Below are 26371 nucleotides of genomic sequence, written 5' to 3' on the forward strand. Positions count from 1 at the left end.
ATAATGAGGTTAACCATTATCATATTAACGATATCACTGGTACAAGTGAATGCGGCTTCTTTCGGACAAGGAATAACGTTTACTAAAAAAGGTGTAACAATTGATCGGCTATTCGACGAGCTTAGAACACAAACCGGTTACGGTATTTTTATTACCACATCAGAATTTAAAAACCTTCCGGAGATTGATGTAGATTTTAAGAACACTCCTTTAAGACAAGTATTAGATAAGGTTACTCATGGCACGGGCCTGACCTATTCAATTGACGATAAAACGGTAGTCATAAATGCTAAAAATAATAAGAAGTCTGAATTCAGAGAGAACATTAATAGCAAAAGTGATAAAGAAGATGAAAGAACGCTTACTGGGTTAGTCACGAATAAATCCGGAAAGGGTATAGAAGGAGTAACTGTTACAGTAACATCGTCGGGAAAAGGTGCATTAACCAATAGCGAAGGGAGATATCGGATAAATTTACTTAAAGATCATTCAGAAGTGCTCGTCTTTTCGATGGTTGGATATATAACAGAAACGTTAAATGTAGACAAAGACCTTGACTCATTAGATTTAGTGTTAAAAGAAGATTTAATGGAACTCGAGGAGGTAGTAGTGGTTGGTTATGGTACTCAGAAACGGTTGAACTCAACGGGTGCAGTAGCTTCTATCAGTTCGAAGCAACTTCTGCAAAGTCCGGTAGCAAACCTTTCTAATGCGCTTGCCGGCCGTCTTCCAGGATTGATTTCTGTTCAAAGGGGGGGGGAACCTGGTTTTGACGCTGCAAATATTTGGATTAGAGGATTTGGTACCTATGGCTCTGCACAAAGTCCACTAATTATGGTCGATGGAGTTGAAAGAGCATTTGATAATATTGATCCGAATGAAATCGAAAGCATTACAATTTTAAAAGATGCTTCTTCTACTGCGATATATGGAGTTAGGGGAGCAAATGGAGTTATACTTGTAACGACAAAAAGGGGAACGGAGCTAGAACCCCAAATTAATGTAAGTACCCAGGCAAATATCCAAACCCCTACAAGGCTGCCGGAATATCTCGATTCCTATGATGCATTACACTTATATCGAGAAGGTCTTGTAAATGATGGAAGCAATGCTAGTCAGTATACCGATGAGTATATCAGCAAATTTAGAAGCAGGGATAATCCCACTTATGAATATTTGTATCCGAATGTTAATTGGTTAGATGAGTTAATTAAGCCGTACTCTTTTATGAACCAATCAAATTTAAATGTAAACGGGTCGAATTCTTTTGTGCGATATTTTGTATCTGCATCCTATATGGAGCAGAATGGATTATATAAATACGAAGACAAGATAAAAGATTATAATATACAGGCGAAACTAGATCGTTACAACTTCCGGGCTAACATAGATCTATCCTTATCTAAAAACTTGGATATGGAGCTAAATCTTGGCGGTATAATACGAGAACGCAACTATCCAAATGCGAGTTCCGCTGATTTGTGGTATCGTCTAAAATCAACACCTCCATGGTGGTATCCAAATACAAATCCAGATGGATCTATTCCTGGAAGTCCGTCACTCACAATGAACCCTTATGGCATGCTTACCGAGTCTGGATACCAACGATTTTTTGAAAATACATTACAGGCAACCACGGGGTTCAACTTACGGCTACCTATGGTAACCGATGGCTTAAGTGTAAGGGGACGATTATCATTTGATGCACTCAGCTATCGCAACGTAACACGGGCTAAAGGAATATTTACATATAAATATAACATTGATGAAGCCGAAACGGACCTTAGTCAGGGAAGCTACACAAAGTTATCTGATGGCACCAATACACTTGGTTATGATGTAAACGCAAATGGTAATAAGAAAACGGTCGTAGAGCTTTTTTTAAATTATGATCGCCGTTTCCAAAAGCATGATGTAAAAGGATTAGTGCTCTATACCCAACAAAGTTATATGGACAATGTCGGAGGAGGAACAGCCAATGCAATTGGTGGTTTACCTTACAAGTACCAGGGACTGGTAGGACGGGCAGCATACTCTTATAACGATAGCTATTTTGCTGAGTTTAATTTTGGATACAACGGGTCAGAAAATTTTCCTGCCGGGAAGAGATTCGGTTTCTTTCCTGCATTTTCTGCAGGATGGCTTGTATCTAATCAAGACTTTATGAAGAATAATCTTCCTGCTGTGAGTTTACTCAAGATCAGGGCATCTGCAGGTGTTGTTGGAAATGACAGATCTGGGCAGCGTTTTATGTATCAGGGAAAATGGAGCCTTGCAGCTGGTGGGTATAGATTTGGTGTAAATGACAATGGAGCATTCTATAGCGGTGCTGAGGAAAGTGCAGCTGGTAATGCGAACGTAACTTGGGAAAGGGCAAAGAAATATAACCTGGGAGTTGATTTGGGATTATTGAATAACGCTTTAAAGTTTGAAGTTGATGTATTCCAAGAAAGACGGGATCAAATATTGACACAGCCTCTAACCATTCCTAGTACTGTCGGAATGTCAAATCTGCCGACGATAAACGCTGGAATAGTAGACAATAAAGGGTTTGAAGCGGTATTAACTCATCAGAAAAATTTTGATAGATTCGGATATTTTGTACGGGGAAACTATACTTTTTCAAGAAATAAAATTATCGAAATAGCTGAGCCAGCGTTCATGGAACGAATATGGGCGGCAAATACAGGAACGCGAATATTTGAACATCGGGGCCTGAGTGCAATAGGTCTTTTTAAAGACTGGGAAGATATAGCGAGCAGTCCGACACAACATTTTGGCCCTGTGCAACCTGGTGACATTAAATATCTCGATTTAAACGGCGACGGACAGATTGATGATCAGGATCACGGGTTTTTGGGAGAGGTTCCCATTCCGGAACAAATGGCCGGAATGGCCGTTGGCTTCAACTATCGGGGATTGGATCTAAGTGTTCTGTTTCAAGGCGCATTTGGTGGTACTGTGTATTATGGAGGAGGGGCTACCTACCCGTTCAGTCGTTTTTCAGGAGTTCTGGCGGAGGTAAAAGGAAATTACTTCAGTGCAGATAACCCGGATGTGAATGCCCTATATCCGAGGATGACATCAAATGATAACGCAAATAACTATCGTATTTCCGACTTTTGGCACCGTAAAAGTGATTATGTACGCTTGAAAAATCTAGAAATCGGCTACACTTTTCCGAAACTATTAACTAAGAAAGTAGGAATTTCACAAGCAAGAATGTATTTGAACGGGATTAATTTAATGACTTGGAGTAGTATTGAAACCTTTGATCCGGAAATCCCGGACGGCACTGGAGGATATCCTCAGCAGCAGATCTATAATTTCGGTTTTAATTTCACTTTCTAATTTAAATTTGAAGAGCAATGAAAAAGATTCACTACATCGCTATAGTTATTTTGATATTTTCTGCCTCATGCAAAAAATATCTAGACATAGTACCAAAGGAAGTTGTGACAGAAGAAGATGTCTGGGCCAATATCAAAAATGCAGAGTCAGCACTGGCACGCCTTTATATGGCTATGCCAAATGAAATGTCTGACGAGTTATGGGGAGCATCGGATGAAAGTTGGCACCACTGGGAAAACGCACAACAGCCATCATGGAAATATAATTTTGGTAGTTGGGGGCCAACAGACAATCCGTTTGGAAATTGGGAAGGTCGTTATCAGGATATACGGAAAGCGAATCTATTTATCGAGAATATAGAAAAAGTACCACTTTTAGGTGATCAGCAAGAATATTATGGATCAAGAATTACCCGCTTCAAGGCCGAAGCACGTTTTCTTCGAGCTTTCTTTTACTTTGACCTTCTGAAACGGTATGGGGCAGTTCCTTTAGTAACTGCTGCTTTCACAGATATCAATGAACCTTCTGTAACTCATATTCCCAGAAATTCTGTGGATGAAATTGTAAAATTCATTGTAGATGAATGTGATGAAAGTAAGTTAGCGCTGAAAGATAAGTTTAGTGATGAGCCAAGTCAGACCGGCAGGATTACTACTGGTGCTGCTATCGCCTTAAAGGGTAAAGCGCTGCTACTTGCCGCAAGTCCACTTTTTAACGGCAACACATTATATAATGGAATAAATAATAAAGATAGTAAGAAGCTCTTTAGCCAGGGATATAATAATGAAAAATGGATCCTTGCCGCCAATGCTGCAAAGGAATTGTTAGACTTGGCTGATCAGGGAGTTTACAATCTATACACCCCGAATACATTAAATCCAGTAGATAATTATGCGCAGTTGTTTTTCTCAAGGGAATGGAAGGAAACTATATTGGCCAGAACGCTTGGAAACGATGATATATTTGAACAAGGACATTTACCAAATGGATATCCATTTAATGGATTTGGTAAAATGAGTGTATTTCAGGAGTTGGTGGATGCTTATGAGACAAAAAGCGGTTACCCCATTGATGATCCCATGTCCGGATATAAAGAGACTGGGTTTTGGAGTGGAAAAATGTGGGACGGTGCAGAAGAGTCCATCGTGGTGAACGTGTCAAATATGTATAAGGATAGAGATCCACGCTTTTATGCTACCATATTTTTTCAATATTCAAATTGGGTATTTTCCCGAAACCTGCGCCCTGTAAAATTAGCCTACTTTGGCAGTCGTGGTAACAAAGCGAATGACTCAGACGGCTGGCCGTGGAACAGCGGTACCCACAATATGACTGGTTACGGACTTCGTAAGTGGAATTCTCCTGAAGTAGATTTATTAAATAAACAAGGAGCTGGCCGTCGTAATGTTCCTGTTATTCGTCTAGCTGAGATTTATCTTAATTATGCCGAGGCGTTGAATGAATATCTGCCAGCACCCAATAGCGAGGTTTATAGGGCGGTAAATGCAGTTAGGGCCCGTGTTAATATGCCGGCATTGCCAATTATTGGACGTTCACAAGACCATACTAAAGAAGGTATGCGTGATCGTATTCGAAATGAACGGAGAGTTGAACTTTCTTTTGAAGGGCACCGGTTTTGGGACGTTCGGAGATGGATGATTGCAGCCGATCATAATGGAAGAAAAGGCGTTGATAATAGAACACTTCATGGTATGAACAACCGCCCGTCTCAAGCCGAACTCGAATCGTCTGGCTTTCATCCTAATAGTGAAGAAGCTGGCGTAGCGGTGTTTTATAAACGTACTCCAATGCAGACTCGGATTTTCCAAAATAAACATTATTTGTTCCCTATACCAAATTCGGAAATGGAGAAGAATCCAAATCTGGTTCAAAACTATGGTTGGTAGTAGAATAATTAGTATAACATAGAAAAGAATATGAAAAATAATAATATCATAAAATTTGCCCTGGTTATATTACTGATGTCAAGTTTTACATCGTGTGATAAATTAGAGTTAGAGCCAGGTGAGGCCAAAATTTACATAACCAAGACTGTCGATGGTGCCATAATTTTGACCCCGGAGAATGTGCAGGTTAATAAAGAGGAGAAAACATTAAGTTTTGCTTTTGGCGTTAGCCGTTCAGGTCGACAGGTTGCGGAATCGTATTCTGTTGAGTTATCCGTTGATAACGAAAATGTGCCGGATGGTACTATTCCGTTAAAATTAAACCAGTACGTGCTTACTACGACTGAAGGTGAAGCTTTAGGTAAAGAAATAAAAATTCCGGAGGGTAGCGTACAAAGATCCATTGTTCTGACTCTGCCCGCATCGGTTTTCATTGAAAATCTGGAAAAAAAACTATCCTTAGGTTTGCGTATTTCTAATCCCTCGAAATATGAACTTAATGAGACAATGTCTAAGGTTTCGATTGTTGCGGATGTGTCGAACTTCGTAGGAAGTTATGTCGATGTTACAAAGTTGTATTTGAAGAATACGAGCAGCCCCTTTAACATAACACCTGACTCTCCTCCAATTGCTTCATGTGATCCGTATCAGCAGACCCCATTGGACTGGATTGTGAATGATGTCGTTAAAATACATGAGTATCAAGGGAAAGCATTTGGCGGCGTAGACGCTAGATGCTGGGGTAATCGAAATTGGATAAGTGCTGGTAATTTTGATTATTACACAACCAGGGATATACTGAATGGAAAAATATATCAGGTTGTAAACCTTCCAGAGGGAGATTATAGGGCTAGGTATGAGGTGGCTGAAGCCAGAGGGGGAGAAGGGTATGCGGCATTTTCTGTGGTTAAAGGAAATATATTGCCAGATTTTACGCAGGTATCAGAATCCATTGTCAGAAGAGAACTTACGGACTTACCAACAATCGACTTCAAGATTGACCAATCCAGCACGGTGTCAATAGGATTTATATTTAATATTCCTAAGGGAGTCCAGGGAGCATATGCAATAAGTAATCTAACACTAAGTAAGCGACTTAATATTTTTAATGATTAAGTCTATTTGAAAAATTGAACAAAACAATGAATAAGCTTTTTTTTTCATATACCACAACAATATTCTTACTGATTCCTGCAATCCTTTTTTCTCAACCGAAACAGGTGTCAAAAACAGAAATGGGACAAATCTATGAAGAAATTAAAACTCCTTATAAATATGGACTAGTCGTTGTCCCGGAAAGTAAAAATAAAATGGTTGATAGTCCCAGTATCTTTAACTATAAAGATTCATGGTACATGATATACATTGTTTATGATGGAAGAGGGTACGAAACATGGATTGCAAAAAGCAAAGATTTATTGCAATGGAAAACGTTAGGGAAGATTCTATCTTTCACTTCAAATACATGGGACGCAAATCAAAAAGCCGGGTATATCGCATTGCAAAACTACGAGTGGGGCGGCAAGTATAATGTTGCAAAGTATGAAGGAAAATACTGGATGTCATACTTAGGCGGAGCCTCCCAAGGGTATGAAGAGGGGGTGCTAGGCATAGGTATAGCGAATACACAGCAGTTGACCAAAGCAAAAGAGTGGAATAGATTAAAACATCCTGTTCTCCTGCCAACCGATTCTAATGTACGCTGGTATGATAATGAAAAATTGTACAAAAGCACTATTATCGAAGATAAGGATAGGACGCTTGGTAGCCGTTTCATAATGTTTTATAATGCCGTAAATAAACCCGAAATCAAGAATGGGAAAGAAAAAGCTGAACGAATTGCTATGGCCGTTTCAGATGATATGAGCAAGTGGGAGAGATTCGGTGAACAGCCAGTAATAGATCATCATTCAGGAATATCCGGGGATGCTTTTATTTCAAAGATTGGTAATTTGTGGGTTATGTTTTACTTCGGGGCATTTTGGAAGCCCGGTGCCTTTGATCGTTTTGCCTGTTCCTACGATTTGATTAATTGGACTGATTGGGAAGGAAAAGATTTGATAAGCTCTTCTGAATCATATGATGATTTATATGCACATAAACCATTTGTATTAAAACATAATGGCGTTGTTTATCATTATTATTGTGCTGTGAACAATAAAAATCAAAGGAGTATTGCAGTAGCAACTTCTGTTGACTTAGGAAAAAGTAAACTCAAATTTCCTGAAAAATAATCTCCAGACTCGTAAAGCTGCAAGTCGCTTTTGAAAAGTGTTAGGCCGAAGTAAAATACATATTTGTTTTTACTTCGGTTTTTTATGAAATAGCTTCACGATTGTTAGATATCGGACCTTTTAGCTTTCCACAGCTAGAACCGACTAACCGCCTCATCGCAGTTGTATTTGTATTAAACAGTATATATACGGGAGAGCATTATAATGCACGGCTAGAGCAGATGGGATAGAACCAACCCCTGTTTGATGATTCTAAATGGATCCGATCCATTTCAAACCAATATATCCATTCTGGGCGGCAACGCTAATATTGTTATACTTGTAGTTTAGTTAATCTGCTGTTATGAAAAAATTAATACTATGCGTGGCTGCGTGCCGGATCCTAATTGCGTGCAAAAAAGATGGAATTGATACTGCGGGCGGGATAAAAGTTATTAAACGAACAATCGTAAATGTTTAATACCCTTATTTTCAAAGAGTTGTCTATCTAGATAGCCTGTTCATTACTTCGCCATCACAGATAGAAGTGGAAATAAAAGACGTGGGTATACCAGGTATTTATGGCTCGTTGGGAAAAATTCAAGAAAACTACATTACAACTCATTATCGATACTCGTCTACAACGGTATATTTTACTTTAAGGGCTTCATTATAATTTCCTGATTTCCAGAAACGATGTGAATGATCTAAATCAGCTTCAAAGGACATACACTTCTACTTTAAATAATGCAATAAGTGTAAACAGCAAAAAATAATTTTTCATAACTGATGACAATTGACCTGTAGTTTTATAAAGATGAATTTGCCGGATACCTGACAACATTCCGCTTATCATAGTCAAATCCTTTTATAACTAGTGAAACGAATATAGAAAAGGCATTTTTACTAACTGTCTTGATTGGCCAGTCCATTATGTTGTGCCGTCTTCAACTTTGCAAACTTTAGCGCCATATCCCAGTTCTTCAGGTCTTTACCGTTAAACAGGGGAGATAAACCAATGATCTTTAAATTACATAATGCGGGGGGCGTAGAACCGGATACCTGAGGCATTGTTTTTACGCTAGATACAGGTTTTGGGCAAATGTAATTTCAGCAGCAAGAAGCCCAATATTATGGATCTTGAATGCCCTCTGCCATTAAACATCTTTCCATATGTTAATATTTGATTACGTTAATTTTAACCGGACCCAACAACCCGGATGATTCCAATCCGTTTTTCGGATCCGGGCCATAGAGCACAGTTGTCTTCCGTTGATCAGCAGGTAACATGCTATCTCCCAGGAGCCGGTTAACCCAGGTGTTCACTACTTTAACTTCAAGCTTATTTTCGCCCGGTTTCAGCGCTTTTGTAATATCAACATGGTAGGGTGGAGTCCATGCACTGCCCATTTCTATGCCATTAACAAATACCTTAGCTACGGCCCTAACTAAACCCAGATCAATGACGTAATTTGCACCTTTAACCGGCTTATTGATTTTAAATGTGTTATGGTAGTAAGCTGTACCCGAATAGTATTTAATACTGTCATTTGAGCTTTTAGACCAATCAGACAATGTTTCAAATTTTACCGGCTGTACAGGGCCGCGCATATTTTTATCGAAACTTACCATCCATGGTTTGTTAAGCTGAATGGTTTTTTCGGGTAAAGGATAATTTGCCCTTTTGCTGTCCCCGGTTGTTGCCGGTTTTCTGAATATCACAAATGCACTCCCGTAAGGAGCAAGCTGTATAGGCACCGATGTGGTTGAGGCCGTTTGCTGATAAGATGGCAAATCACGCATTGTACCGGTTACAGCATCCCACAATTCAGGGCTTTTACCGGTTATGCGAAATTCGGTATCGATGTTAACAGGGATGTTTTTCTGGTTTGATAAGAAATAAATATCACCATCGTTTAGTGCCCGGTGTATAAAAAGAATAGAGTCGCTTTGGGTGATTTTCAAATCAGGTAACACTTTAATTGTATTTAACGCCTCCTGCAATCCCATGTCGCTGATGACCAAACCCTTCCCATAGCGGTTAACTTTGATAGCAGAACCATCAATTTTGCCCCAAAGCTCGGCTGCCATATCCTGAACTGATTTATCTGAGGCAGGATAGGCCTCTAAACTTGGCGACCTGCTGGGTCTGGGCCCTAAGATCACTGCACCCTGTTCTACCAGTTCCTTTATTTTAGCTAAAAGCTCCGGGCGAATGGTTTCTAATTTTGGAAGGACCAAAATACTATAACTGATCCCGTTTGGCAGGGTCATCTTTCCATCTTTTACGGTAAGTTTTTCCTTGATAACCTCGCCGTTAATGTAATCAAATGAGTATCCCTGCGGTAAAGCCGGGTCGGTCACGCCTGTCATTTTTGGTGCATCTTCACCGATAAAGTAAGCAACATCGGCAACGTATTGGCCCTGCTGCAGCATCATGTTGCTGCGTTTGACATATTGCATCAGCCCATCCATATCAAAAAACCAGGTGTTCAGCCGGTTAAATTCCACGCCGAACCAGGCTGTTAAGCCCGGCAGCGTATTCTCATCAGGTTGATGGACATAAACATGCAGCAGCGTATTATTTATCCCTTCGGTAAAAAATCTGTCGCCGCGCTTTTTAAACATAGCCGGGTAACGCGAGAAGGGGTTGCCTGCGGCTGTGAAAGATTCGGCCGATACTTTAGTCTTTCCATATATATGGGCCGACGATGAAGCCGCACGGTTCTCAATGTCGCCCAGATCCCCTTCGCTCCAAAATTCGCCAGCTATTTCATCAGACTGGCCGCCGTACTGCAAAAACTCCCCCGGGAAACCCCAGTGCCCGTAATTTTCGAGCCAGGTGGTCAGGCCGTATTGATGGCTAATGTCTCGCAGGCCGCCCACGTATTTATAAGAAACATCATCCGCTATCAACCTTCTCAGATCCCAAAGAAAACGATCGGAGATATCTTCACTGCCTACTACCCTGCCTTGTAATACCGGCATGTAAGGGGTTGGGTCATATTTATAAGCCTGCTTAAATTCATTTATTAAACTGTCTGTCCAATTTTGGCTACCTGTTTCGTAACTATCCGCAACGGCTACCTTCCACGTTTTGCGGTCTTCAGCCGGAATCCGTTTAATTATCTGTCCCAGGTAGGCGTTAAAATGATCGGTAACATGTTCTTTGCTCATCTTATCTACCTCCAGGCCGCGGCCTTCGGGTGGTGAAGGAGCATTAGTAACGTTGGTAGGCGTCATACCTGTACGCTCAATTATCCAGTTTCCGGCGGGGATCTTCCAGTTAAGCATACCATCTGCCGCCATATACTCCGATATGTCAACCACTTCATGAGGGTCGATAACATATTGTGACGTTTCATTTAGTTGGGGCGCCCATTGGTAGGTAGCCCACAAAGGCTGAGGGGTAGGCCACATTTTGGCCAGCGATTTTTCCAAAAATTTCTCAACCATCGGCGCGGCTGACAGCTTTACTTCAGCTATCCCCGAATTAGTGGTCACTTTTGTAAACACGATCCGGAAATCTTCAGATGTGGTAGCCGGGATAGAAATAGTTGCAGGGCCGTAAGGGATAAAACCAGTATTTAAGGCCGGATTGCTACGGTCTATTGAGAAATGTTTAAGGGTAACATAATTGCCGTTTACTTTTGCCTGGATATCACCTTCCAGGTAAACCGGTTCTTTTGTGGTACTTACAGACACATTGCGTACGGTGTAGGGCACCCGGGTATTTATATCCAATGAAAATTGGCGGCCCTTTTTTAAATAGATACCTGTTGCCTCATTATTATCGGTTAAGTTATTCAGCGAATCATTAGCCGGCAGTGATATTAATTTGGGTCTCGAAGTACTTATGTCTGTTGTAAAATCAGCAGGTACCGGATAAGCTATAACTTTTACATCCTGAAAGTTTACTTGTGGCTTTACCAATTTTTCATGGAACATTAACGGCCCTTTAACCATCACCTGCGACGAGGTAAGATAACGCATTGCCTGCTGCGGTTTGACCCACGGCCCTCCTGATTGGCTCCATCCGGGGCTGTTAAATATCCCTATTTCGATATTCAGCCTGGTAGCTGTTTTTAGTGCCACGTGCAGGATGTCCCACCATTCGTCAGACAACATCTTTACCTTGCCGTAAGGCACCTCGTCCAAACCAATATTACCGATGAATGCCCGGTTAATACCCACCTTCTTCATGGCTTCCAGGTCTTTTACAACCCCCTGTTTAGATATATTATCAGATATCCAATACCAGTAAATGCTCGTTTGTATAGAATCAGGTATCTTAATAAAACCTGTTTCAATAGCCTCCAGGCTTTGCGGGGCGTTTGAACGCTGCTGGGCATTACAAACAGCCAAACCAAAAATTGCAGTGAATAGCGATAGGATTAATGCCTTGAAAAAAATCTTGTACGGGAAGCTCATGAATAAAATTTATTGAACCGTAAATAAAAAAGTGGAGAACATAATAATAATCTGGCATAAAGTCAGATCAGGGAAGACCCAAGGGTTATCCCTGATTATTGATTACCGGATATTGTATCCGGGATTTTGTGTCAAATTCTCGTTTTTATCAAATTCAGTTTGAGGATACAATTCGAGTCCGAGACCACAAGTTCCATCTACTCAACCCGCCCGATTTTTAAAAAAGAAAATGGGACAGAGCTTTTGAGGTGTAATTGCTAATTACTATTATACCACAATAGGGTTCACGTAAAAATTTCTTCATGATTTTTGGTTATTATAATTGGTTAAGTAGTTAGCAGATGCTAATGTATATGATTGAGTTTTAGTCGACAACCTGCACTGTGCTGATACGATTTCTTTATGCTGAAGGAGAGCATATGTTAAGACCGATGGTTATCTAAACGGTATTCAGACAGGAAGAAACTTGCCGATAATAACCGTATTGAATGATTCAGTTTAAGATTATTCTGTTAAACGAGGCAAACAAAATCTCTGAAATGCCAGGTATTGGACCATCTGATAATAACAGATGAGGAATATTTATCATTCGCTGATGAATAAATGAGCTAGAATCGTTCATTATAAGTATTGCTAATCATAAGTAAGATAATACAGGACGGTGCCGGTTGCCATGATAGAGTTCAAGTGTTTATGTTTACTTTATGCAATCTAATTGTTTTGATGAAAGCTAAGCCTTAGGAAAGCTTTATTGGCTAACGCTAAAATGAAAACACAGATCGGTACCCCCTGGGGTGTGAAGATAATTCAATAGAATTATTTGTTGTGCCGGTAATCCCTGGTAAGGGATGATCACATTGAATGAAATTACCATTTAGTATCAGCTTATAAAAAGAAAAAAGAATGACATTATGAGAGATAATTATATCGAAATCAAATATAGGAATAAGAGAGTCAGTGCAATTGGTGTCCGATTACGCCATGTTTCAACGTGAAGCAGTTGCTGGTTATAAAGAGTTTGATATAGCCCCCAAAATAGGTGGAGGACTCACTTTTGCCAGAGCAGAATTAGAGACTATATATGGTAAAATTGTATCCTCCTGGAACCTCACAGGAGAGCTTATGACTATGAGTATTGAAGTGCCAGTAAATACAATTGCCACGTCAGTTTCCCTAATGTTGGAGCTGAATCCATCAAAGAGTCTGGAAAAGTTATTCTGTTACCTCTAGAGACGTAAATATTAACAATTGGATCAGGTAAATATGTATTTAAATATCGAGTAAAATAAATTATTATAATTCAATCAAAGACACAGAAAGCCATTAGACCAACTAAATATCATCTATAAACAATCTTTATTGTATCAATATTATACTTGCTCATTCTAAACCTTTTTGCTCAAAAGTTACAACGGTATATTTATCTAACAAAAGGGTAATCGTTTGAATAAGAAATTGAAATTTTAACATATTTTAGGACGGTAAGGATCATCGCTTGAATCTAAAAAGAAGCAATAAATAATGGATGTCATTCATTGCTACAGTATTTGTAGCGGAATAAGATTGGCATGAAATAGAGGAATTGGCAGAAGGCCGGGACTTCGCTTAAACATTTTTAAAGCTGGAAAATGAGATACGTTCCTAATACACTTAACAGGTTCTTTACAAACCTTGATCCCGCCTCCTTAAAAAGTTGTTTTGCATCTTACGCGAACTTCTTAATTGGCATCACCGAAGAACAATTAGTAAGTATCGATTGCAAAACTATCCGTGGGGCCAAACAGGATAAGGAAAAGTTGCCGGTAAATATGATCAGTGCATACCAGCGGAAAGGAAATCACTCCAGGGCCAATTCCGGCTTTATGAAAAATCGAGGGAGATCACTACTATTCGGTCTATCAGTATTTATATTTCTGGAGAATCCTTTGGTATCATCGATATGCCTCAGCCCTGTCAATTTTTATTATAAAAGAGATCGATAATGACTGTTTATACTAAGCTTACGGACCAGGAAATTATTCGACACCTAAACGCTGGAGACCATTTGGCTTTTAATGAAGTCCACCGGCGTCATTACGCCATTTTGCTGCGTTACGCCTATAGTCTAATTAGCGACCGGGAAGCCTGTGACGATATGCTGCAGGATGTATTTGTCTGGTTTTGGGAACATCATAGTCAACACGAAATCCAGAACATCAAATCTTATTTATATACTGCCGTTCGATATCAGGCTGCCAAGTTGATCAGAAAGGGAAAGGTATGTGAAACACATATGCAGAGTTTGAGCCTGGAGCAGTTTAGTTTCAATCAGGAGAGCCTGGAGGTTCAGGACCTGAAATGTATTATCTCGAGTTTTGTGCACGAGCTTCCGGAAAAATGTGCGGAAATATTCCGCCTGAGCAGAGAGGAGTACATGAGCAATAAGGAGATAGCAGCCAAGCTTGGGATTTCTGAAGTAACTGTGAGGGTGCAAATTAACCGCGCGCTGTCAAAACTCAAAACCAATTTGGTTAAAATGCACTTCTGGATGTATTTTTTCATGTAAAGAAGCCACTCCGAAAGGCAACAGAAGAAAAATAATAAAAAATATTTTCAAGTGGTGTAAACGTTGTCGAAAGTTAAGGTACTTACTCTTAAATGATAGAGAATAATGAGTAGCGAAGAGCTGGTTTTACTGGCAGAAAAAGTCACAGCGGGAACAGTGACAGATCAGGAGTTGGCCCTGTACATCGCTGCTTGTGAATCGTTGAACAAATCTTTCCAGAAAGATCCTTCCAGTTACAAAGAGCTGGATGCATACATACCGGCAATGGAAGTTGCGTCGCTCCAGAGGTTTTGGGAGCGCCAGAATAAGGGAGTGCGTAAAATGCTTCCCCTTTGGAAAAAGCTGACCACCTTAGCGGCGGCGATAGCGGTCATAACGGTTGGGGCTTATTTCTTGAAATTTTACCCAGCCAATCAAATCAGGCCAGGGAAGAACACAGCAACCCTGACACTGGCTAACGGAAAAACCATCGAACTAAGCGATAGCAAAACAGGGGTAACCATTCGCGGTACAAATTTAATATATAATGACGGTTCGGCGGTTTCGGATGATGCGGTTGAAGCCGTAGAAATGACAGCTGCCACACCGAAAGGAGGGACCTATCAATTTACACTTCCCGATGGCAGCAAGGTATGGCTCAATGCCGATTCAAAAATTACATTCCCAAGCCAATTTACTGGTAAAGAACGCCAGGTATGGTTAGAAGGCGAAGCCTATTTTGCGGTAGCTCATTTAGACAAACAGCCATTTAAAGTATTCAGTAAAGGGCAGGTGGTTGAGGATGTCGGTACAGAGTTCAATATCAATGCCTATTCAGATGAACCTAATGTCCGTACCACGTTAGTGGAAGGGTTGGCTTCGGTATCTGCATCTAATGGGGTTGAAAAGGCTTTTATGCTCAAACCCGGCCAGCAGTCGAAACTTCAGGGGCATGTGATAAAGATTTCACGGGTGAACATTGATGCTGAAGTTGCCTGGCAAAAGGGAGAGTTTGTATTCGACGACGAGAGCATCGGCTCTATCATGAGGAAGATCTGCAGATGGTATAACGTTGGGGTGATTTATCAGGGTGTTAATCCTGAAGAAACATTTGGTGGATCTGTCTCCAGATTTTCTGAGGTATCCAAGGTGCTGGAGAATCTGGAACTGACAGGCGAAATACATTTTAAAATAAAAGACAGAATCATATATGTCTTTCCGTGAAATTGGAGAGACCGCCGGCCCCGTCCCGAGAAAATAAGAAACCACCAAAGCGGTTCTGACACAATCGCTGGATTTATATAACCTAACCAAAAAATAAACAATTATGAAAAGAGAGCTACGACAAAAGAGATAGGACAAAAGAGGGGGCACCTCAAAAGCAAAAACGCAACTCCGAGTGCAATCGGAATTGCGTAATGTTCAGGTCAACCCCTACCGAAGTGAATCGGTAAAAAATTAACACAATGTGGTCCATCAATTAATCCAATTATTAACCCAAACAATACAAATGTATGAATAATTATATTCACAAGGAGTCCGTGTATCGAAAGAACAGGTTCTCTCAAGTAATCAGAGTTTTGCGCATTACAGCATTCCTTTTATTAATTACACTTGTTCAAGTGTCTGCAGCTGGTTTTGGTCAAAAACTAACTATGCGTCAGGACATAGCCACATTAAAGGATGTATTTGAGCAAATCAAACATCAAACGGGCTACGATGTGGTCTGGAAGTCGGGCCAATTAAAAGATACCAGGTCAATTCGGGTAAATTATGTAGATGCTGAGGTTGAGAACATTCTTAAAGACATTTTGCCTGAACAGAAACTGGATTACACGCTAAACGGTAAAACGTTTGTGATTAAGCGATTAGTAATTGAGGAGAGTGATCTGGTGACCAAGGACAAAGAGAAAGGACCTTTTGAGCGAATTAGGGATCGGGTTGCTGCGATTGATGTAAAAGGCCGGGTGGTCAATGAAAGAGACGAACCAGTAGACGGCGCCAGCGTGCAGGTGAAATCGGAGAAAACAAAAGGCACAATTACGGATGCCAACGGCTATTTCAGTATTTCAGTACCAGATGAAAATGCAGTTCTTTTCATTTCATATTTAGGGTTTACCACACAGGAAATTGTTGTTGGTAGAAACAATAATTTCATTATCAAACTTGTTGCCGCTGATGCTAAGCTTGAAGAAGTAGTGGTGGTTGGATATGGAACACAGAGCAAGCGCAATATAGCTAGTGCTACGGCACGCGTAACCTCGACCGAGCTTAAAGGTGCTGTTATCAATACCGTCGATCAGGCGTTGCAGGGTCGGGCAGCAGGTGTACAAGTTGTCACTTCGTCAGGAGAGCCTGGCGCTTCTGCTAATGTGCGAATAAGAGGTAATAACTCATTGAGTGGGAACAATGACCCGTTATATGTGATCGATGGTTTTCCGATGCCTCCTTACAAGGAAGCTACCAACGGGTTCTACGGCTCTTTTTCCCAAAATGGGCTGTATGGTATCAATCCAAATGATATCGAAAGTATGGAAGTATTGAAAGATGCTTCGGCTACTGCGATTTATGGATCCAGGGGAGCTAACGGAGTTGTGCTCATCACTACCAAAGCAGGTAAGCGTGGCGAGTCAAAACTGGACATTGTAAATAAAACTTCAACTGGACATATTATCAATCCTCTTAAAATGATGAATGGCCAACAATATGCGCAAATAGTCAATGAATCGTATATTTTAAATGGCAACCCCTCTCCATTTGGGAATATAGATACTTTAAAAACGTCTACGGACTGGGTTAGCTCTTCTACACGGCCTGCTTTCAGACAGGATCTTTCGTTAAGCGCATCCGGAGGGGGACCCAAAACCTCCTACTATATTTCAGGTAATATTTTACAAGACAAAGGCACATTATTGAATTCAGACAATTCAAAACAAAGTATTCGCGCTAATCTAAACAATGAACTCACTAGCTGGTATACTGTAAAGGCGCAGCTATCTCTTGTACGTCAAAAATCGAACCGGGCTATTACGACAACAGGTGGCTGGCCTGATGGAGCCGGGTTGATGGATCTGCTAAAGTCGCCCCCAACAGCTGATTTGAATTATCTAGGAACCAACGCAGCGGCTATTCCCGGGGGCGAATCTCCAGGCGGTCATTTTAATAACCCATACATCGAATTGCTCAACAAGACAGACGTTTCCAAAAATGATTATACCATTATCAATCTTGAAAATGTGTTTCAGATAGCGAATGGATTGCAACTGGTTGCCAATCTTGGATCAGTGCAAAATTTGACTCGCAGGCAGATCTACTTGCCAGTAACCGGCAACGGTGGCTTTTTTCAGAATGGTAAGGGGAATAATGCAATGGCAAACACCTATAGCTATAATGTAAATGGTTATTTCTTATATGACAAAATAATAAAAACAAACCATAGACTGAACGCCACTCTTGGTATTGAATATAATACGCAGACGCTTGAAATGCTTGGCGCTACCACCAGTAATTATAATATCCCATCCTTTGGAATCAGTAATATTGGAAGCGCTCTTGTTCAACAAACGAGTTCTTACAGAGAAGACCGGAAGATCCAATCAGGATTCGCTCGCGCAAATTATTCATTCAATGACAAATATATCGTCAATGCCTCCGTTCGTACAGATGGTGCTTCTCCATTCGCTGCCAATAAAAAGTACGGTGTATTTCCGGCTGTGTCTCTGGGTTGGAACATTGATCAGGAGGATTTTATGGATGCTGTTGATTTTATATCCGATTCAAAGCTCCGCCTGTCGTATGGGGAAACAGGGAGCCAGGCTATTGCACCGTACTCTTCCTTGTCACAGTTCGATAATGCCTTTTACCAGATTGGGAGTAACAATTCTATCGTAACGGCCGTTTATCCTTTCACGCTCGGCAACAACAATCTTACCTGGGAACGTACAAAGCAATTCAATGCCGGTCTTGATTTTAGTGCTATAAAAAATAGATTGACTTTTAGTTTTGATTGGTATAGAAAGCTTACTGTCGGACTACTTCAACCAAGGGCACTTCCGTCCCAGTCGGGTTACAGTATAATTACCGACAATTATGGAACCATGCGTAATCAGGGTATTGAAATTAGTGTCCAATCTGAAGTTATCAGGCAAAAAGATTTCAAATTCACTACCCGTTTAAATGTAACCAGGAATAAAAATGTATTGGTTGATCTTGGTGACAAGACCACATCAGATTATGTTGCCATAAGTGGAAACTTGTTGGGTGGCGTATCGGGTATTTTAACTCCGGGCGAAGAAGTTGGGCGGTTTTATGGATATAAACTGATTGGGTTAACACAAGTAACCGATTTTACAGCGGGAGTTCCGAATTACCCTTATCCAGGTGCACCGTCAAACCAGATTCCTGGTGTATGGAAGTATGAGGATCTGGACAAAAATAATGGGATTTCCGCAAGCGACAGGCAAGTACTCGGAAAATCGTCCCCTGACTTTACTTATGGATGGATGAACGACATCTCTTATAAGAATCTTAGCCTTAATATGTTTTTTATCGGTTCTGTAGGTAATGATATTCTGAACCTCACCAGGTTTTACCTGAATAATGGGTTGGTTAATTATGGAGGTACCGTTTTTAATAATACAGAAGATTGGTACAGTAAGCGATGGACAACAGCCAGCCCTCATAACGATATTAACTATCCAGGCGTATCGAAAGGACTTGGCACAGGAGACATTACTTCTTCCATGATTGAGAATGGCAGTTATTTCAAATTGAAATCATTAACGTTTGGTTATGCGCTTCCAAATTTTAAGGGGATTAAAAATCCCAGATTATCCCTGATTGGCACAAATATATTTACTGTAACCAAGTACAAGGGCTTCGATCCTGAAGTAAGTAACTTTAGTCAATCACTTTTATATCAGGGTATTGACTATGGGGCTTATCCGGCACAGCGTTCATATACAATCGGGCTATCCTGCAATTTTTAATTAACGAAGAAAAAACTATCATGCGAAATAAAATATTTATACTCACCATATTCATTCTTGCATTCGGGATTACATCGTGCAAAAAGAATCTTATCGAAGAACCAGTTTCGACGCTTTCTCCGGATAATGTTTATACGACTGAAGACGGCGTGAAGAAAGCGACTTTTGGTGTTTACGCGAGCTGGACACAAACTTTTTTAGTATCATCCGCGCCATACGATAATATATTTGATATTTATTACCGTTTTGTTCTGGGTGAGGCAGGTAACCGCTATTCGGCGCCCGGACAAGCTGGTGCTGCGTTTCAGGATCCATATTACAGGTTTGCACAAACTCCTACAGACGGCGGCGGGGCAACTGTATGGAAAAGGTATTATCTTACAATAGCCAGGGCGAACTCGGTAATTGTGAATGCTAATAAAGCTTTTTCTGACGCAACAAAAGCCAACGTTTATATCGCGGAAGCGAAATTTCTTAGAGCTTATGCCTATTTCAATCTCGTAAGAAGTTTCGGGGGAGTCCCGCTTATGAAAGAGGAAATTACATCGTTGTCGCAAAGCGATCAGATCTTTGGGCCAAAGGCCTCCGTTGAAGAAACATATAGCTTCATTATCGAGGACATGCTGTACGCAGAGCAAAATTTGCCGGATACATGGACAGGGGAAAACCTCGGAAGGGTGTCGAAAGCTGCAGTCAAAGGTATGCTTGGAAAAGTTTATCTCACCATGGCAGGGAAGCCATTAAGCAAACCGGAATATTTTCAGAAGGCTGTTGATAAGCTTACTGAGGTTGGTCCCACGGCTGAGGCAACCTATAACCTTGCACTACTGGATGATTTTAAATCTGTCTTTTCAACTTCCAGTAAACGCAACAAAGAAATCCTTTTATCCTTTGGGTACTTTTTTAGTTCTTACAGTCCAAACGCCAATTTACTCTCTTTCTTTTTTCAGCCAGATGGTTTAGCAGACGGTTCTCAACCTAATTTTGGTTTAACCTACCAGTTTTTCCAATTATATGGGAATACAGATATTCGCAGAGACTTTACTGTTCCGGATCGCTACAAACATGTAGGAACAGGAGATAGTATCGTTTATGATGCAGTTGCCAGGCAATGGAATAATAAGAATACGAAAATGAAATTTGGTGGAGCCAATACAAGTGGTTTGGGTTTAGGTAAAATGGATCGCATACTTCGCCCTGCGGGTGCAGTTCCCTGGGCCGCAAGCGACGATTTAATTGAACTACGTTATTCTGATGTCCTGCTTTGTCTCGCTGAAGCATTGAATGAAACCGGAAAAACTGCGGACGCGCTTCTATTGGTAAACAGGGTAAGAGCCAGGGCCAAAGCGACGGCATATACATTGACAGACCAGGATGATCTCAGGCAAAAAATCAGAAAGGAAAGAAAGCTGGAATTAACCGGTGAAATGCATACGATTTTTGACATAAGGCGATGGGGTACTTTGCAGGCCGAAATAGCAGCGATGAATCCCTCTCAGATCGAGAACAACGGTTTGAATCCATACAGCGCAAAGCTGGAGTTGTATCCTATACCGCAATCGCAGATAGATGCAAATCCAAGTTTAGTTCAGAACACAGGCTGGTAAAAAACTTAAGAGTAACCTGCTCGCGGCAGGTTACTCTTATTACTAATGGAAGGCTAATTTATTGCCGTTCCAATCTTCAGTTCAACAACAGATCATGCGCGTTACAAGATCAAAGTAGTATGAAAAAATACAACATGTACTGTCTGATACCCTCAATCCTCCTTTTTTGCCTGCTGCAGTTAACTTCACTTGCGCAGACTAATCAATGGAAGCCCGTTCAGGGTAAAATAATGACAACATGGGCTGAGCAGGTAGACTTTCAGAAACCACTGCCCGAATATCCTCGTCCTCAGTTTGTGCGGAATGATAATTGGCAAAACTTAAACGGCCTTTGGCACTATGCTGTCACCTCAAGACCCCAAACAAATATCCCCTCTCGTTTATCCATCTACATTAACGATATCTCATAATTGTAAATAACTAATGCCCTGGCAATGAAATGCATCTGAATTCTACTTAACCTTTTAAGAAGAACACTCTTAGCAAGTAATACTAAAGCGGCTTATAAAAAATTTGTGCTGTCTTTTTTTCGGTAAGGTGATCAATATACGCTAAGGCTATATTTAAGAAGCCATTTATATTCAAAATGCCGACAAGTGCTGGCAGAATTAACTTAGAAAGTTTTCAAAAGCAGACGCCAAAAAGATCTACAGAATGGATATAAGAAAATTTAAACATTGTAAAGGCCTTTATTCTCCTTCTGTTTTTCTAAGAAGAGGGATGTTTTGCCTGCTCTTTTTGTCTGCCGGTTTGTTGTCTGCACAGCAGATACCGGTTAATCCTGCTCTTTTAAATGCCCACTGGTCTGCATCCTGGATCACATCTTCTGATGGCCCTCAGCGTGATTATGGAATTTATCATTTTCGGAAAAAATTTAATCTGCCAAACAGACCAGAAAAGTTCATTGTACATGTTTCAGCAGATAACCGTTACAGGCTTTTTGTTAACGGAAAAGCGGTTTGCAACGGACCTGCCCGGGGAGATCTGTATAACTGGTATTTTGAAACAGTGGATATATCCCCTTATTTAAAAGCAGGAGACAATATAGTTGCTGCTATGGTCTGGAATATGGGAGTATACGCCGCGGTGGCCCAAATATCCAATCAAACAGGCTTTGTATTGCAGGGCGATACAGACAACGAGAAAGTAGTAAATACTAGTGAGGAATGGAAAGTTTACGAAAATAAAGCGTACAGCCCATGTTCAACAGATAATGGTGCCCGTCTGAACTCGTATATGGTTATTGGGCCGGGTGATCAGGTAAATGCAGCAATATATCCATGGGGATGGGAACAGCATGCTTATAATGATCGTGCATGGAAGCCGGCAAAACAGATAAGCACTCCGGTTCCTGTGGGTTATGGTTCAGACAATTTATGGACATTAGTACCACGCAACATTCCGTTGATGGAAGAAAGGTTGCAGCGTATTTCAACCGTTCGGCGATCTGCTGGTCAGCAAGTATCCGGTGAATTTTTGAAAGGGAAGCAGCCTCTAACTATTCCAGCCAATAAAACGGTAAGTATCTTGTTGGATCAAACTTACAATACGGTTGCATATCCGGAATTGTTGATAAGCGGAGGTAAGGGTTCATTCATCAAAATGACATATGCTGAAGCTTTATTTAAAGACAGAGAGAAAGGGAACCGGAACGACATAGAAGGAAAGGAGATAGTTGGGAACTACGATATTTTTCAACCCGACGGCGGTGCAAACAGACTGTTTCGTCCGCTTTGGTTCCGTACATACCGATATATTCAATTGGATATCACGACAAAAGACCAGCCCTTGATCGTGGAAGACATGTATGGTATGTATACCGGATATCCTTTTGAACCGCTGGCAAGTTTCGCCAGTAATGATCAGTCTCTGCAGAATATTTGGGACGTAAGCTGGCGCACAGCACGTTTGTGTGCCGGAGAAAGCTACTTTGATTGTCCGTATTATGAGCAATTACAATATCCTGGTGATACCCGTATTCAGTCCTTAATATCCTTATATGTTGCCGGAGATGACAGGTTAATGCGTAAAGCTATTCTGGACCTTTATAATTCCAGGGTGCCCGAAGGCCTCACACAAGGACGATACCCGAGTAACCGTTTACAGGTGATTCCTCCATATTCCCTGAACTGGATATCTATGGTCTACGATTATTGGATGCACCGGAAAGACGATGCGTTTACAGCACAATTCCTGACGGCTATAACCGGGATACTGAATTGGTATGAAAAGCAGATCGATAATGATAAAAAAATGCTTGGGCCAATGAAGTGGTGGAGTTTTGTAGATTATACTGATGCCTTTGGGGGAGACGGAGTTCCGGATGGTGCCACAGATGGAAATTCCTCGGTTATTACTCTGCAATATGCATATACTTTGCAACAGGCGGCCGATATATTCGAATATTTTAACAAGCGAGAGGAAGCAGCACATTATAGAAAACTTGCTGAAACACTGGTCAGGAATACTTACCTGCGTTGTTTTGATAAAGTTAAAGGAAAGATGGCAAATACTCCGGAGAAGAAAAAGTTTAGTCAGCATGCCGGTATCCTGTCTATTTTAAGCGGCGCTATTCCTGAACCGGAAATTAAAGACGTGATGCAAAAAATCATCACGGATAAAACTCTTGGACAGGTCACCTTCTATTACCGGTTTTACCTCACTCAGGCATTGAAAAAAACAGGTATAGCTGATCTGTATTATTCAGAATTAACCCCATGGCGGAATATGCTGGATTTGGGTTTAACCACGTTTGCAGAAAAGCCCGAGCCTGCCCGTTCTGATTGTCATGCGTGGAGTGCCAGCCCCAATTATGATTTTTTAGCAACCATCTGTGGCATTATGCCTGATGCACCCGGATTTAAGAAAATTTTGATTAAGCCTGCATTGGGTGAGCTAAAAGAGATTAGCGGACGTATGCCTCATCCGGATGGAATGATACAGGTGAATCTGAAACAAAAAAAGAATGCAGGCATAGAAGGAGAGATCATACTTCCGGAAAATCTGAACGGAAGATTCGTCTGGAATAATAGGGAGCTTAAATTAACAGGAGGACGACAAAAAATTAATATACAATAAACCAGTTTTCTAAATAAATTGTGAAGGGAGGGCGCTATATGGATCCTGAACCAGTGCTATGATAATAAAACGAGGAAGATTGCAGTATATATATCACCCGGAAAAAGGAAGTGCCTTTTATACAATAGATATTTAAAACGATTGCAAAAGGCCTTTTCGCTCAATGAAGAATGAACTAATAAAATAGTAGATGTTACCAATTGCCAACGACTCATTTTTATCAGTTTGACTAAAGTTAGGTTGAAGGTGGCGAGGGCCATAAAGGGTTTAGGTTAGTTACCTATTATTGAAACTTGCCATCCTTCTCCTGATTTAAAATTAACAGGAACTTATTTTTTAACTAAGCGAATTAAAATGAAAGCAACAAATCACTTACAAAGCATTTTTCGGATTTTCAGTAGTCAACAGGGTAAACACTTAGAAAAGCGAAGCCCGGACCTGCGGGCCGTGCAGGAAGAAAGTAAAAGGATATCTATCAAACTTGAAGAAACGTTAAAGCTGGCAGAGGACAGCAAATTAATCAAGAGGTATCCGGATACTGTCTCCAGGTCGGTCAATGATGAAAGTACTAAAAATTCAGATATGGTATCAGGCCGGAGGCGCGAAGATGAGGATGATCGCTACGATTCCGGGAACTCCCCGAATAATTCCTGCAAGCAAAGTCTCTATTGTGATAATAACCCTGATAAAATGAGAGGGATTTTGAAACTTTTCCTTGCTGATCACGATGCCGCACAGCATGAGCAATATGAGCTGGAGAATAAAATGAAAATACCATTCGCTGTAGCGCACAAATCGAAATGAACAAAAACTTAAAAGCACATGCAAGCTTCATTGCCGGTAAAGACCAATATATAACTATATAAACGAAAGCAATTCGACCCGGAGATGAAGTGTTTAAGATCATGCCAAAGGTTGTCACCTGCCAGAGAGCGGTAACGAAGCAGTTTTTTTATTTGTAGAAACTAAGACTTGATCCGACATTATGGTTAAAGATGAATAACTTTTATAAAGATTACGATCATGGCTATTGAAAAAAAATTCCTGCATCAGAAAATTGTATTTTTTGCCCAGGGTTACCAGTGAATCAGTACAGATGAAACAGCATTATTTAATGGCTAACTCTATATACTGTTAAGAAGCAAGAGTGCAGAAGTCCGCCTGATTTAGAAATGCAGCTAGTTAGAACCGCGTAATACCAATTGACTGGTATTAAATTATTAAGAACAAGTCTGCCCCCGGGGGATCAAATTCTGTATGAAAATTAAATTGAATGCACATCCCCGGATAGCGGTGACCAGAAATTAGTCTATAATCTGACTGATTGTCTATAGACTAATTTCACCTTTTATCTTTGCTATCTCTTTTAATAAAAGCGGGAAAGCAGGATCTGCCATTCCACCATGGTCGTAGCCCTGTAATTGTATCAATCCGATATTTTTTTGTCCGTTTAACTTCATCATCCTGAACAAGTAGGCATTTTCTTCAAACCGACCCAAAAGTTCCAGTTCTGCATCACCGGTAATTAAAAGTATAGGAGGAGAATCTCCTCTTGCAAAGTATAGCGGAGCATATTCATCTATTATGGCTTGTGTACCCAGGATCCCTCTCTCTGCCCTAACCGTAAAATGGGTAATGGTATGACCGCTAAATGGTATCGCTCCGGCAATTCGGTTTGCATCTATATGGTGTTTATTGAGCAGTCTTTTGTCTAAAGTAACCATCATAGATAAGTAGGCTCCGGCGGAGTGACCAGAAATAAATATCAGTTTATTGTTGCCACCATAATCATTGATTTTATTAAAAGCCCAGGCAACCGCTGCTGCTGCATCTTCTATATATGCAGGCGCCTTTGCCTGAGGGGAATGCCTGTAATTAACGCCGATCACCGCATATCCTTTATTCCTTAATGCCTGGGGTATTTCTTTAGATCCGGAAGTTAGGCCGCCTCCATGGAACCAAACTATAGTTGCAAAATTTTTGATATGCTTTGGATAATAGATGTCCAGAACACATTGGGAAGACACATAAGGATCATTTTTTTGATTTGCATCTGCATAATAACGGATGTCTTTTTCAATCACATATTCCTCCTGCGCCAGAGCGGGAAGTAAGACGCCTAACCATAAAATAACTAGTATAATTCTTTTCATAAATCAGTTAGATAATAAGTGTAATTACACGAAATTAGAAATTCAATTTCAATCAGCGCCCTGACCTGTCATGTCTTCTTTTCAATATAGTAATAAGTAAAGTACAAAAATGAAGAACA

Annotated in this window: 16 protein-coding genes; 13 read left to right on the forward strand and 3 right to left on the reverse strand. The window is 40.7% G+C overall.

Going from position 1 to position 26371, the window contains the following annotated elements:
* Positions 1 to 3: 3 nt before the first annotated feature.
* From AC1MCB_RS03540 to AC1MCB_RS03555, 4 genes are read left to right on the forward strand one after another with little or no spacing between them, the layout of a single operon-like run.
* Positions 4 to 3351, forward strand: a complete 3348-nt coding sequence (locus tag AC1MCB_RS03540; protein ID WP_479967371.1) for a TonB-dependent receptor — start codon at positions 4 to 6, stop codon at positions 3349 to 3351.
* 17 nt (positions 3352 to 3368) lie between these two features.
* Positions 3369 to 5258, forward strand: a complete 1890-nt coding sequence (locus AC1MCB_RS03545) for a RagB/SusD family nutrient uptake outer membrane protein (RefSeq protein WP_479967372.1) — start codon at positions 3369 to 3371, stop codon at positions 5256 to 5258.
* 30 nt (positions 5259 to 5288) lie between these two features.
* The gene (locus tag AC1MCB_RS03550; RefSeq protein ID WP_479967373.1) at positions 5289 to 6374 is read left to right on the forward strand and encodes a DUF5013 domain-containing protein; all 1086 of its coding nucleotides are present in this window, start codon (positions 5289 to 5291) and stop codon (positions 6372 to 6374) included.
* Positions 6375 to 6400: 26 nt separating this feature from the next.
* On the forward strand, positions 6401 to 7492 hold the full coding sequence (locus tag AC1MCB_RS03555; RefSeq protein ID WP_479967374.1) for a glycoside hydrolase family protein: 1092 nt from the start codon (positions 6401 to 6403) through the stop codon (positions 7490 to 7492).
* 885 nt (positions 7493 to 8377) lie between these two features.
* Here AC1MCB_RS03555 and AC1MCB_RS03560 read toward each other — a convergent pair.
* Together AC1MCB_RS03560 and AC1MCB_RS03565 are read right to left on the reverse strand one after the other, a co-directional pair.
* Positions 8378 to 8542, reverse strand: a complete 165-nt coding sequence (locus AC1MCB_RS03560) for a hypothetical protein (protein ID WP_479967375.1) — start codon at positions 8540 to 8542, stop codon at positions 8378 to 8380.
* 105 nt (positions 8543 to 8647) lie between these two features.
* Complete coding sequence (locus AC1MCB_RS03565; protein WP_479967376.1) at positions 8648 to 11902, reverse strand: glycosyl hydrolase; 3255 nt, start codon at positions 11900 to 11902, stop codon at positions 8648 to 8650.
* Between the two features lie 549 nt (positions 11903 to 12451).
* Between AC1MCB_RS03565 and AC1MCB_RS03570 the strand changes: the two genes are divergently transcribed.
* The 9 genes from AC1MCB_RS03570 (at position 12452) to AC1MCB_RS03610 (ending at position 24903) form a co-directional block, all read left to right on the forward strand.
* The gene (locus tag AC1MCB_RS03570) at positions 12452 to 12505 is read left to right on the forward strand and encodes a hypothetical protein (RefSeq protein WP_479968781.1); all 54 of its coding nucleotides are present in this window, start codon (positions 12452 to 12454) and stop codon (positions 12503 to 12505) included.
* Positions 12506 to 12859: 354 nt separating this feature from the next.
* Positions 12860 to 13132 (forward strand): alpha-L-rhamnosidase C-terminal domain-containing protein, encoded by a 273-nt coding sequence (locus AC1MCB_RS03575; RefSeq protein WP_479967377.1) that lies wholly within the window; start codon positions 12860 to 12862, stop codon positions 13130 to 13132.
* A 751-nt stretch (positions 13133 to 13883) separates the two neighbouring features.
* Positions 13884 to 14447 carry an RNA polymerase sigma-70 factor gene (locus AC1MCB_RS03580; protein ID WP_479967378.1) on the forward strand — a complete coding sequence of 188 codons (564 nt, stop codon included), beginning with the start codon at positions 13884 to 13886 and terminating at the stop codon, positions 14445 to 14447.
* Between the two features lie 105 nt (positions 14448 to 14552).
* Entirely contained in the window at positions 14553 to 15650 is a 1098-nt protein-coding gene (locus AC1MCB_RS03585) for a FecR family protein (RefSeq protein ID WP_479967379.1), read from the forward strand.
* Between the two features lie 290 nt (positions 15651 to 15940).
* Entirely contained in the window at positions 15941 to 19414 is a 3474-nt protein-coding gene (locus tag AC1MCB_RS03590; protein ID WP_479967380.1) for a SusC/RagA family TonB-linked outer membrane protein, read from the forward strand.
* 20 nt (positions 19415 to 19434) lie between these two features.
* Positions 19435 to 21021: a RagB/SusD family nutrient uptake outer membrane protein gene (locus AC1MCB_RS03595; RefSeq protein ID WP_479967381.1), complete on the forward strand. Its 1587-nt coding sequence runs from the start codon at positions 19435 to 19437 to the stop codon at positions 21019 to 21021.
* A gap of 119 nt (positions 21022 to 21140) precedes the next feature.
* A complete protein-coding gene (locus AC1MCB_RS03600) occupies positions 21141 to 21431 on the forward strand; it encodes a hypothetical protein (RefSeq protein WP_479967382.1) in 291 nt (96 codons plus the stop codon).
* A 244-nt stretch (positions 21432 to 21675) separates the two neighbouring features.
* Positions 21676 to 24099 carry an alpha-L-rhamnosidase-related protein gene (locus tag AC1MCB_RS03605; RefSeq protein ID WP_479967383.1) on the forward strand — a complete coding sequence of 808 codons (2424 nt, stop codon included), beginning with the start codon at positions 21676 to 21678 and terminating at the stop codon, positions 24097 to 24099.
* Positions 24100 to 24453: 354 nt separating this feature from the next.
* Positions 24454 to 24903 (forward strand): hypothetical protein, encoded by a 450-nt coding sequence (locus AC1MCB_RS03610; protein ID WP_479967384.1) that lies wholly within the window; start codon positions 24454 to 24456, stop codon positions 24901 to 24903.
* A gap of 524 nt (positions 24904 to 25427) precedes the next feature.
* On the opposite strand, the gene AC1MCB_RS03615 is transcribed toward AC1MCB_RS03610, so the two are convergent.
* Positions 25428 to 26252: an alpha/beta hydrolase gene (locus tag AC1MCB_RS03615; protein ID WP_479967385.1), complete on the reverse strand. Its 825-nt coding sequence runs from the start codon at positions 26250 to 26252 to the stop codon at positions 25428 to 25430.
* Between the last annotated feature and the right edge of the window lie 119 nt (positions 26253 to 26371).

The organism is Daejeonella sp. AP26, from assembly GCF_056680515.1.

Coding starts and splice junctions, on each gene's coding strand:
- AC1MCB_RS03540 (WP_479967371.1), top strand. CDS start 4: ATGAGGTTAACCATTATCATATTAACGATATCACTGGTACAAGTGAAT.
- AC1MCB_RS03545 (WP_479967372.1), top strand. CDS start 3,369: ATGAAAAAGATTCACTACATCGCTATAGTTATTTTGATATTTTCTGCC.
- AC1MCB_RS03550 (WP_479967373.1), top strand. CDS start 5,289: ATGAAAAATAATAATATCATAAAATTTGCCCTGGTTATATTACTGATG.
- AC1MCB_RS03555 (WP_479967374.1), top strand. CDS start 6,401: ATGAATAAGCTTTTTTTTTCATATACCACAACAATATTCTTACTGATT.
- AC1MCB_RS03560 (WP_479967375.1), bottom strand. CDS start 8,542: ATGCCTCAGGTATCCGGTTCTACGCCCCCCGCATTATGTAATTTAAAG.
- AC1MCB_RS03565 (WP_479967376.1), bottom strand. CDS start 11,902: ATGAGCTTCCCGTACAAGATTTTTTTCAAGGCATTAATCCTATCGCTA.
- AC1MCB_RS03580 (WP_479967378.1), top strand. CDS start 13,884: ATGACTGTTTATACTAAGCTTACGGACCAGGAAATTATTCGACACCTA.
- AC1MCB_RS03585 (WP_479967379.1), top strand. CDS start 14,553: ATGAGTAGCGAAGAGCTGGTTTTACTGGCAGAAAAAGTCACAGCGGGA.
- AC1MCB_RS03590 (WP_479967380.1), top strand. CDS start 15,941: ATGAATAATTATATTCACAAGGAGTCCGTGTATCGAAAGAACAGGTTC.
- AC1MCB_RS03595 (WP_479967381.1), top strand. CDS start 19,435: ATGCGAAATAAAATATTTATACTCACCATATTCATTCTTGCATTCGGG.
- AC1MCB_RS03600 (WP_479967382.1), top strand. CDS start 21,141: ATGAAAAAATACAACATGTACTGTCTGATACCCTCAATCCTCCTTTTT.
- AC1MCB_RS03605 (WP_479967383.1), top strand. CDS start 21,676: ATGGATATAAGAAAATTTAAACATTGTAAAGGCCTTTATTCTCCTTCT.
- AC1MCB_RS03610 (WP_479967384.1), top strand. CDS start 24,454: ATGAAAGCAACAAATCACTTACAAAGCATTTTTCGGATTTTCAGTAGT.
- AC1MCB_RS03615 (WP_479967385.1), bottom strand. CDS start 26,252: ATGAAAAGAATTATACTAGTTATTTTATGGTTAGGCGTCTTACTTCCC.